General features: G+C 32.9%; 7 protein-coding genes and 3 pseudogenes. 3 read left to right on the forward strand and 7 right to left on the reverse strand.

Translation table 11 applies throughout. From position 1 onward, the window contains the following. Both BM211_RS25240 and BM211_RS25245 read right to left on the reverse strand, forming a co-directional pair. Positions 1–307, reverse strand: a pseudogene (locus tag BM211_RS25240) (IS4 family transposase); the annotation flags it as partial. A 220-nt stretch (positions 308–527) separates the two neighbouring features. Then, on the reverse strand, positions 528–965 hold the full coding sequence (locus tag BM211_RS25245; RefSeq protein ID WP_091000136.1) for an Lrp/AsnC family transcriptional regulator: 438 nt from the start codon (positions 963–965) through the stop codon (positions 528–530). A gap of 142 nt (positions 966–1,107) precedes the next feature. Here BM211_RS25245 and BM211_RS25250 point away from each other — a divergent pair, with 142 nt between their 5' ends. Next, positions 1,108–1,689 (forward strand): DJ-1/PfpI family protein, encoded by a 582-nt coding sequence (locus BM211_RS25250; RefSeq protein WP_091000137.1) that lies wholly within the window; start codon positions 1,108–1,110, stop codon positions 1,687–1,689. Between the two features lie 384 nt (positions 1,690–2,073). On the opposite strand, the pseudogene BM211_RS25255 reads toward BM211_RS25250, so the two are convergent. Further along, positions 2,074–3,499, reverse strand: a pseudogene (locus BM211_RS25255) (IS4 family transposase). A gap of 288 nt (positions 3,500–3,787) precedes the next feature. Between BM211_RS25255 and BM211_RS25260 the strand changes: the two are divergent. After that, positions 3,788–4,768, forward strand: a complete 981-nt coding sequence (locus tag BM211_RS25260) for a beta-channel forming cytolysin (protein WP_091000139.1) — start codon at positions 3,788–3,790, stop codon at positions 4,766–4,768. A gap of 197 nt (positions 4,769–4,965) precedes the next feature. Here BM211_RS25260 and BM211_RS25265 read toward each other — a convergent pair. The 3 genes and pseudogenes from BM211_RS25265 to BM211_RS25275 all read right to left on the reverse strand — a co-directional run. Further along, positions 4,966–5,079: pseudogene (locus tag BM211_RS25265) on the reverse strand (integrase); the annotation flags it as partial. A 245-nt stretch (positions 5,080–5,324) separates the two neighbouring features. Beyond that, complete coding sequence (locus BM211_RS25270) at positions 5,325–6,353, reverse strand: hypothetical protein (RefSeq protein WP_035431943.1); 1,029 nt, start codon at positions 6,351–6,353, stop codon at positions 5,325–5,327. Between the two features lie 25 nt (positions 6,354–6,378). Further along, the gene (locus BM211_RS25275) at positions 6,379–6,951 is read right to left on the reverse strand and encodes a DUF6037 family protein (RefSeq protein WP_035431946.1); all 573 of its coding nucleotides are present in this window, start codon (positions 6,949–6,951) and stop codon (positions 6,379–6,381) included. A 496-nt stretch (positions 6,952–7,447) separates the two neighbouring features. Between BM211_RS25275 and BM211_RS25280 the strand changes: the two genes are divergently transcribed. Next, the gene (locus tag BM211_RS25280; protein WP_035431947.1) at positions 7,448–7,828 is read left to right on the forward strand and encodes a hypothetical protein; all 381 of its coding nucleotides are present in this window, start codon (positions 7,448–7,450) and stop codon (positions 7,826–7,828) included. A 137-nt stretch (positions 7,829–7,965) separates the two neighbouring features. Here BM211_RS25280 and BM211_RS25285 read toward each other — a convergent pair whose 3' ends face one another. Then, on the reverse strand, positions 7,966–8,523 hold the full coding sequence (locus BM211_RS25285) for a hypothetical protein (RefSeq protein WP_371261909.1): 558 nt from the start codon (positions 8,521–8,523) through the stop codon (positions 7,966–7,968). Between the last annotated feature and the right edge of the window lie 304 nt (positions 8,524–8,827).

The raw sequence follows: 8,827 nt of genomic DNA on the forward strand, positions 1-8,827 counted from the left end.
GTAGAAGTGTAGTAAATACAGTTCGAAAGAAGGCTACAGAAGCCGAATTAAATCGTCGATTAAGTCCCTCCGGACTTAATAAAACTCCTGTTGAAGTTTCTAATTGACTACAAAGTTGAGTAAGAGAGGTAGTAGCGACCTGTTGATTTAACCATACACACAAAGATAAAAAATGATGCCCGTGGCATTTACGTTTTCGTTTCATGCCGCCTGCTTCTATAGCCAATTGATTAAGTGTAGCGGGAGACATATATCGATATAACTCTTCGGCAAATAAAGACAACTCTTGTTTTTGATGCATATTCATAAAAAGCACGTCACCCTTTCTCATTAATATAAGAGAATGGTAACGTGCTTTTAACTTCAAGAATAGTCCAAATCCTTAAGTTGATGGATGTGGGGTACCCCAAAACGATAAAATTGATTAGAGACCCTGATTCTTTTATACAAGTCAGAAAAATCAGTGCTATTTTTAAAGGGTTAAGGATTATTGAGTAAGCAATAGCTAATTGATTATGCCAGTATTTTTATTCTTCACCAATAAAGGGAGCAATTATTTTTTTTTCATAAGAAGATAACACGATATTCGTTGATGGCGTACCATATTGCATTGTATCATCAATAAATTGTTCTAAACTTTCTACAGAATACGTAGCTAATTTGACAATATAACTAATTTCCCCTGCTACTCTGTAACACTCAAGTACATCTGGATGATTATAGCAAAAGTTAGCTAATGATTTACAATCTTTTGATTTAAACAATATAAGTGCAGAAATTGGACGGTTTATTTTTTTTAGAGAAACATGTGCATGGTAACCTTCAATAATTTGTTGCTCCTCTAACTTCCGTACTCGCTCAGTTACTGACGGAGAAGATAAGTGAACAGCTTCTGCTAAATCCTTCATTGAAATTTTTGCATTTGACTGTAATAATCCCACGATTTTTTTATCAATTTGATCCATAAATTATCCAACCTTTTTTTATAAAATAGAATAACCTAAATTCTTTATATAATAAAGCCAAACAATCGAATATCCTTATTAAACTTATTTATCAGCCTTCTATATTTGTATAAAATAAGGATATCAGGAGGCGATTTGCGATATGAAAAAGATTTTATTATTATTAGCTGACGGATTTGAAGCAGTAGAAGCTAGTGTATTTACAGATGTACTAGGTTGGAATAAATGGGAGGGAGATGGATCAACCGAGGTCGTAACAGTTGGTCTTCGGAATAAATTAACCTGTACTTGGAATTTTACTGTCATACCCGAAAAAACGGTTGATGATATTCAATTAGATGAGTTTGATGCACTAGCCATTCCAGGAGGGTTTGAAGAAGCTGGTTTTTATCGGGATGCATACAGTAGAGAATTTTTAAATGTTATTCAACATTTTTATGCCAAGCAGAAGCCTATTGCCAGTATCTGTGTTGCATCATTAGCGCTTGGTAAAAGCGGAATTCTTACAGATAAAAAAGCCACCACATACAATCATCCAACGAGTAAACGAAAAGAGCAGTTAAAGAATTTCGGTGCAATAGTACAAAATGATTTAATTATTCAAGATGGAAATATTATTACATCTTCAAATCCAGGTACAGCTTTTGATGTTGCATTTTTATTACTTGAAAAACTAACATCTAAAAAAAATGCTAAACATGTAAAGGATCTTATGGGATTTTAGGCATTGATCTTCAACAAAGGGGTACTTTGTGAGTTTTTAGAGTTTGCTAGAAGTAATGCGAAAAATCGCCATGCTCTAGTTCTATTTGTTGAACCAGGGATACCGCCACATTGCCATCAAGCTAATATTTTGCACTACCTATAAAGCGAAAAAAACGTCATCCTTTCTAATCTAGTTTGTTTAGAAAGAATAACGTTTTTTTATACTTGAGGGTATTATAAAATCTCTTAAGTTGATGGATGTGGGGTCACGTCACATGCCCATCAACTTAAGGACGAAAACAAAATAAACTTTCGTTCAAATAAACTAAAAAACTCTTAAAACACTTTTTCTCCTTAAAAATGAGCATGCCAAATAACCCTAGGTAGGTATTATTTTTAAAGATTATGCAGCTTTCTTTTGTTTTCTAAATCCACTATACTCATAGATAACACCCATCTGTCTTCTTCTCATATCGATGAGATTTCCGCCCGTTTTTCTGTAGTAGGTGGAATAGGCGGATTAGAATCTTTGTTACTTCTTGGGTGTTTTTCTGTATAGCTTGATACAGAAGATATAAATAATCTTGGATCATCCCTATTGCCTTATATTCGCTTAATTCTCTTTTCTTCTTTTGTAAAAGAAGTTGACGTATTTTAAACATAGTAGAGGAGCACAGGAAAATAGCGATTAGCTTTCCATATAGTTGGCACTCTAATCGTTCTTGTTTTACATTACGATAATGATCTATTTTGAAGAGTGATTTCCACGTTTTAAAGACAATCTCTATTTGCCAACGCAAAGTATATAACTCATGTACCTGTTCCATCGGAACCCATTCCCAAGGTGTATTTGTCACGTACACGTTTAATCCCGCTACAACTTTACTTTTCTCTGAGTACGTTCTATTTTTGGATTTTTCTTTTTCCGCGATCTTCGCTCGTCGTTTTTGAAGTTGTTTTTCTGTTAATCGATTAAAAATAACACGCGCAAACAGTTGTTGTTTATCACCAATATAGGCATGTTTTAATTCAAATGTTTCTCCGGGCTGTAGTTGGTTTAGAAGCTGTTTCACATCGATTTGTATGTATTCCGATTGTTTCTTAATAGCACCATTTTTAAAGTATTCTGGATCTGGATTTTTCACATATACATTCGTATTTAATTTTAAACGAGAAATATAGTATGTACCTCGTTGATCCATTTGATCTAAGTCTTCCAATGAAAAATAACCCAAATCTCGAATACATAAATCTCCTGGTCGTAAGGTATCTAAGCACTCCGTACCAAATGTTTTGTCATTATTTTTCCCTGGTCCAACTTGAAAGTTAAGAAATTCCCCACTGTGCAGATCATATTCTAATTGAATTTTGATTCCGGCTGTTTGGGCACATCCTCCAGAGCCTGGATATGTATTCTCTAAAGCATTTGGCACTTGAAATATGGTGGCATCTAGGATACGAATTCGTTGAAAATAAGAGAAAAGATGGTTAGAAATTTGTGTTTGTTCACAGACTTTTTGTTGTAACAGTAAAGAAAAAATATGTTGTAAAAATAAAACTGCCTTTGTATTTAAGCGTTTATTTAAGCCCTTAGGGCTAAGTAAAGTGCCTGTCGCAGCATGAAGCCTACTACATAATCGGACTAAGGTATCACTTGCGACTCGTTGACTAACCCAGATACAAATGGTGGCTAAGTCTGAGCCGGAAAACTTACGTTTTCGCTTTACAAACCCAAGTTCTCTTGCAAGTTCTTCTAAGAATACAGGTGTAACATATCGTTGTAATTCTTCCGCAAATGGTTGTAGTTCATCTTGAATCGAGATATTCATAAGAAAACGTCATCCTTTCTAATTTAGCTTGTTTAGAAAGGATAACGTTTTTTGGTGTTTGAAGGTATGAAAATCTCTTAAGCTGATGGGCATGTGTGGTGAGGCCTGATATATGTTTTAATCTTACCGCATCAATGCTTAATGCTTCAGTTATTACAAATAAAAATAATGAAAGACTTTTGTAATACTTATGTAAGTCATTTGAAAGGAATATAAAGTAATATGAATTTATTGATGCGAATTTTATTTTTACCACTAGAAACTTAAAAATGTAACAGGAGAATGGAAATGACTACAAAAAAGAAAAACATGAAAAAAACAAAAAAAATAGTACAAGCTTTAACACTAGCTACCACTGTTGTTGGTGGATCATTGGCATTTAGTTCTACATCTGCACATGCTGATTCTCTAAAATCAATTGAAGAAATTGGAAGTGGTGCAAAAGTTATGACAAGTTTGGACACAACTTACCATAATGATGCAAACATAAAGAATTCAATTAAAGTTTCATTTATTGATGATCCCACTGTTGATAAAAAATATGCTGTTATTTCCACGGAAGGAAGTAACATTGGTTCGAATTTAAAATATTACAATAATAGTTATTATGATGCTGATGTGGATTGGACGTCGGCTTTTAAAACGGGATTAGAAATCACAAGTAATGATAGTGCAGCATTTTATAAAGTTTTGCCTAAAAATTCGATTGAAACAAAGAATGTCTCTTCTACAGTTGCATATAATGTAGGTGGAGGTGTGGAAGTTAAACAAGATGGAGCTGGAGCAAGTGCATCAGCTGGTGCATCCTGGTCAACTACTGTATCATATGACCAAGCAGATTATAAAACATTTTTAGAAAATAGTACGAATAAAAAAGTAGATTGGAAAGTTGCTTTTGATAAATATTATAATGTAAATGGATATTACGATAGAGATTCATGGACTACTTTTAATGGTAACCAATTGTTCATGGTTACCACGTCTGGAGTTCGTTCTGCAATAGATAATTTAGTAACTCAAGATAAACTGCCAAGTTTAACAGCATATGGTTTTCAACCAGGTACAGTTGCAATTATAACTGCAAATAAAAATGAGGATTCAACTGATTTATCTGTGAAGCATAGTAGAGAGCAAGATAGATACGGTTTACTAAAACCAGTAGGTTGGAAAGGATTTAATACGAAAAATATTCAGCTTGATGAACATAAAAATACGTCTGCAGATCATTATAAAATTGATTGGAAAAATAATAAAATCGTTCATCAATGAAAGTGAACAATACATTTGTTGAGGATGTTGTAAAACTTATAAATATTCAATAATAAATGTATTAAAAAATTCGCCTTTTTGAAAGCTAAAAGTTAAACCTAAAATAAATGTTTATTAGATATATCAGCACTATAAATGAGCAACAATTTATAGTGCTGATTTTTTTGATGTGTTGTGAAATTTAAGATTTAATGTAATCAAATTTGGAATGTATCAAGTATACTTTCTTCTTTATTAATTCCAATATATTTAAGGGTAATTTGTGGTGTACTGTGATTGAGTATTTCTTGCAACATGGCTACATCTTTTGTTTATAGAGCCCGCCAGAACGAAATTTTATGTTAACTTGTAGCAAAAAAAGCACATTTTTTCTATTTGGGGTTGATCTGTTTTCTTAAGTTGATGGGCATGGGGTCACGTCACATATCCATCAACTTAAGAATTCAGAATTAGCCCAAAACGAAAATTACACATTACTTGTTTCTATCATTGCTATTATTTATTGTGGGAGCAATCAGCTCAACATGGGCATGTATGGTGACCCCATATAGGTTTGTCAGAATTGAGTGTCCCATTCATTAAGGTTTTTTATTACTTTTTTTCTTAAACGGGGCTTTAACCTTGTTAGCGTATCTTGTAATTGGCTGTTTAATATTAAAAATTGAGCATCCATCATTAAATAATATGTAGCATCATTTACATACCTATAATGAGATGTATATTGTTTAGTAGTAATGTCCGAGTTTCCCTGATTTTGATTTAAATTTTCAATACTTTTATAACAAGCCTCTTTATCTATATTATAGATATCTCTATTTTTAAAAGTCATTTTTCCTCTAGGATGTCTATTTACAAACAAAATCTCATTTTCATATTTTAGGCTATTAGCTTGAAAAGATGTTTTGGCATGTTTTGTTAATATAAAATTAGGATGTATAATAATATCTTCGACTGGAACTTTAAAACAAACCTTTATTAATTTATGACTATAAGCTATATCCAATTTATCATGAAAGCACTCACCAGATAATAAGATATTTGTATCAATTTTAAATGAAAAGTCTGGATTATTTAAACCACCTATTTCTATTTGTCGAAGGGCTTGTGCTAATTCGATAGCATTTAAAGAGCGATAGACCCGTACAAATCCTCCTTCTTCTATTAAGTTACATGTTTTTAACATGTATTGAGTATGCTCGTATATATTTTGTATTTCTTTAACCGCTTCATAAAACATCTCGTCAGAAATTGAATTTGCTAACTCTAATGTATTTTCAAAATATTTCCGACGATTAATATTTCCTCCATATTCAATTGGCATGTAATATGTTTCTTCATAGCCTAAACGCCTTTGAATATTAAAAGCAAATTTAATCAAAGATGTTAGATAATATCTTGTGAAATTATAACGTTCATTTTGCAGGGTAAAAGATATGATTTCTGTATTATTTATTGTACCGCCCTCAATACACGCTTCAATTAAGGGAGAACGTACTCGATAACGATAGAGGTTTGCCAAATCTGATGAAGTTGTATCATGGAAACAGTATGTTTCTTGGTCTTCACAATCTTGAACGTATTTCATAAGCTCTCTCCTTGTATTTAAGTGCTTATCTTGGTAATGTGAATTCTTTTTCTTTAGATGGATCTGCAGTCCAACAGCTACTAATATTATAGGTTTTGCACATTTTATATGCCTCTTCACTCAGCCATTGTTTGGTTTTAGCGAGGTTCTTAGGTCTAACTTTGTCACCCCTTATCGTGTTGTCTCTCCAGTCATAAAAGTAAATTTTCTCCGGTTCTTCTACATCTTTTCTATAAGGTGCAAAGTCTCTTGGTTTTGGAATCTGTCTTGGGCTTGTGGTATTTGGAATTCTGCTGTTAATTTCCTCATAAAATTTTTTAGGACTAAAAGGTTGTGAGGGGCTTGAAGTTAATCCTAGCGCTTCACAAATGGCCCCGTATGTGTCACCTAAATACGGATTAATAACAAATCCTTCTTTGACGGCAACTTCAAAGAAGAGATTTTTATTTCTTACTCCAATAGCAAGTGCATGAGGCGTAGAATCTATTATGTAAATAATACTAAAAACGGCTTTATTAATAGTTATTGAAAATTTTACACGTTGAAGGTTTTGTTCAATCATACTGTTATACAATGGCTCTAGTCCTGTTAATTTCATTTGTAAATTCCCCCTATAAAATAATGATTTAACTCTTATATCTGACTATTATGAATAAAATAATTATAAACCATTTACAATTTAAGGTAAAATAAAAAACAGGAAATGAGTTTTACAAAAGATACAAAATGTTAAACTCATAAAACCCAGTGATATCAGTACGTGTACATGATATTACTGGGTTTTTATTTGGATATTTAACGATGTGTTTTACAAATTGCGAAAATATGTAAACTTAGTTTTACTTTTTGCATATGAACCACCTTATAAAGTGAACGATTGTTTAAAAAGGTGTATCTTTACGAATAACAAATAATGTTGAAAAAGTCGTATTAGTTTTCAGGAAATTTCGCATTTCATTAATTGTAATATAATTCCAAACATATAATGAATTTGCCAATACCTATTAGTTGGTATTGGCAAATAACACTTTAAAGGAGTGGGTTTATGACATTATTCTAATACTGAAACCTAGGGTAAAAGGAGAGATTAAACCATGGAGAAGCTCAAGAAGTTAATGGTAACATGCGGTTTAACTACAACTTTAGTAACAGGTATAACATTTGTATCCCCTATAGAGGAAGCTTCTGCTGCAGATCGAAGATCTTTACGTGTCAATGCTGATTCTGAATTTAGCCAAGGACGGATTTGGTTAGCCCCTGGAGAAAAGGTTTGGTTTCGTGCAGACAACTACGGTATGTACGGAGTACGGGCCCGCGTCTGGCAGGGGAATAGAACCTTTTACGACTATGGAATCCGTAGATGGGATACAGGAACTTACAACGCAGCAGTAGGTTGGGTGAACTACAGCTTAGAATGTTTAGATGCAGATCATTGTGATGGAGAGATGGGGGTTAGAACTGGAAAGTTTAAATAGAAGTTTACTCGATCTTCAATAATCGGGCGTTTTAAATGAAAAAAGGTGAATATATGTTACTTAAAATATATTCACCTTTTTTATATTTTCTGCATGGATTTAGCTATTTTAATTAATTCCTCTTTGGATAACTTTACCTAATTTGATTTTACGGTAGCCGATGAGGCTTCGTCATTCCATATTCTTTCCCCATCACCCATAGAGCTAATTAAATTATAAAGAGCTCCTGTATTTGCTAGTCCAATCGCTCGACCTTTCCCATCAAAATCTTCATATATAATTGTATAATCTCCATGGGCATGTGTACGAACAGAAGAAATAGAATCATTAGAATCCCCAGTGAAATTAAAAATTTTCACAGGATTTTTACTTGCAGGTATATTTATAGTAGCCCCGTTACCATCAGCATCTTTATAAAAAGTCGAATGTATGGCCGCTCTATTTACCACTAAGCTACTATTATTCGGGTTCTTTCGATTAACAGGATGTTCTTTTAAGTAGTCTTCAAAATCAGCTTTGTTTTTAAAATCAATTGACATTTGTGGTCCAATCATTCCTTTAATCATTACTTGATAAGGTGCAACAGATTTTGGTAGAGAAGCTGCAGAGGCCTCTGAATTAGATACACCTAGCACTAGAGTTCCAGCTAATAATGCTGTAGAAAGTACGCCAACTGTACGTTTCAATATCAACACTCCTTTAAGGTTTATAATACATATTCTATATGTAACATCATAATCTTTAGAAGTAGTGATATTAAATTCACCTAGTTACATTTTAGAAAGTTTCTTTGTCTACAAGGGGTCACCTTATTAAAAAAAAAGAAAATTGTACGTTAAGGGGTACAGACCCACATCCATCAACTTAAGGATTTGGACTATTCTTGAAGTTAAAAGCACGTTATCATTCTCTTATATTAATGAGAAAGGGTGACGTGCTTTTTATGAATATGCATCAAAAACAAGAGTTGTCTTTATTTGCCGAAGAGTTATATCGATA

This window comes from Bacillus sp. 491mf (assembly GCF_900112415.1).
In the GTDB taxonomy this organism is placed as follows: Bacteria; Bacillota; Bacilli; order Bacillales; family Bacillaceae_G; genus Bacillus_A.